Below are 1,693 nucleotides of genomic sequence, written 5' to 3'. Positions count from 1 at the left end.
GCAGTTGGGCAAGCTGGCCTGCGACCTGGACCTGTTGCAGGTGGGCGCACCCGCCGCGCCGCGCCGCAGGCTGTCGCTGCGCCCGTCCCCCGGCCGGCGCAAGCACCCCTTCTGGCCCGGTTACCTCATCGCAGGACTGGCCTGTTGCGCGGCGGCGCTGCTCGCCACCCCGCTGGTGCAGGTGCTGGAACTGACGAACATCGTGATGCTGTTCCTGCTGGTCGTGGTGGGTGTGGCGCTGCGCCATGGACGCGGCCCCGCGGTGCTGGCAGCGTTCATGGGCGTGGTGTTTTTTGACTTCTTCTTTGTCCCGCCGCGCCTGACCCTGGCCGTCAGCGACGCGCAGTACCTCGTCACCTTCGGCGTGATGCTGGTGGTGGCGCTGGTGGTCGGACAGCTCACCGCCGGGCTCAAGGTACAGGCCGAGGCCGCAACCCTGCGCGCGCACCGGGTGCGCAGCCTGTACGACATGGCGCGCGACCTCTCGTCCGCGCTCCTGCCCGGGCAGGTCGCAGAAATCGGCGCACGCTTCCTGACGGGCGAATTCGGCGCGGATTCGGCGCTCGTGCTGGTCGACGACGACGAGCACCTGCAACTGCTGCCCGGCGGCACCGCGCCCGTTGACATGGCCGTGGCGCAATGGGCCTTCACGCGCGGCGAGCCCGCGGGCCATGGCACCGACACCCTGCCCGCGAGCCCGACGCTGGTGCTGCCGCTCAAGGCACCCATGCGCGTGCGCGGCGTGCTCGTGGTGGCCGTGCCGCAGGGCCAGCGCCTGGGCGTGGAGCCAAGGCGCTTGCTGCAAACCTGCGCGTCGCTGCTGGCCACCTCGCTCGAGCGCATCCACTACATCGACGTGGCGCAAAAGAGCACGCTGCAGATCGAGTCGGAGCGGCTGCGCAATTCGCTGCTGTCTGCGATTTCACACGACCTGCGCACGCCGCTGGCATCGCTGGCCGGGCTGGCCGACACGCTGGGCATGGCGCAGCCGCCGCTGCCCGCGCAGCAGCAGGAGCTGACCCGCGCCATCTTGCAATCGGTCCGGCGCATGAGCGCGCTGGTGAACAACCTGCTCGACATGGCCCGGCTGCAAGCCGGCGCGGTGCAATTCCACAAGGCCTGGCAACCGCTGGAAGAGGTGGTGGGCAGCGCGCTGAGCACCAGCGCGTCCGCGCTCGCGGGACATCCCGTGGAGGTGCAACTCCCGGCCGACCTGCCGCTGCTGCACCTGGACGCCGTGCTGATGGAGCGCGTGCTGGCCAACCTGCTGGAAAACGCCGCCAAGTACACGCCCGCCGGCAGCGCCATCACCATCGCGGCGCAGTCGCAGAGCGACGCGGTGCTGCTGCGCATCACCGACCACGGCCCCGGACTGCCCAAGGGGCGCGAGGAGCTGCTGTTTGAAAAATTCGAGCGCGGCGCACGCGAGAGCGCCACCCCGGGCGTGGGCCTGGGCCTGGCCATCTGCCGCGCCATCGTGCACGCGCATGGCGGCAGCATCCGGGGCGATACGCTGGTGTCGGCGCAGGGGCAGGCCAGCGGCGCCTGCTTTACCATTTCGCTGCCGCGCGGCACCCCGCCCACCGACCATGGTGCGGACGCGCAGGGCGTGCAGCGCTAGCACGCCAGTACAATCCGCAGGTCGAGAACTACGGACGTCGGCATACCCGATCATCACAACGAGGTCGAATTC

1 protein-coding gene is annotated in these 1,693 nt (G+C 70.3%); it reads left to right on the top strand.

Annotated features, from left to right (window positions below):
* On the top strand, nucleotides 1-1,621 hold a 1,621-nt coding region (locus tag VTU_RS30205), incomplete at its 5' end, for a DUF4118 domain-containing protein (protein WP_010110208.1).
* Between the last annotated feature and the right edge of the window lie 72 nt (nucleotides 1,622-1,693).

This window comes from Verminephrobacter aporrectodeae subsp. tuberculatae At4 (assembly GCF_000193225.1).
In the GTDB taxonomy this organism is placed as follows: domain Bacteria; phylum Pseudomonadota; class Gammaproteobacteria; order Burkholderiales; family Burkholderiaceae_C; genus Acidovorax; species Acidovorax aporrectodeae.
This window is presented reverse-complemented; position numbering and strand designations above follow the sequence as displayed.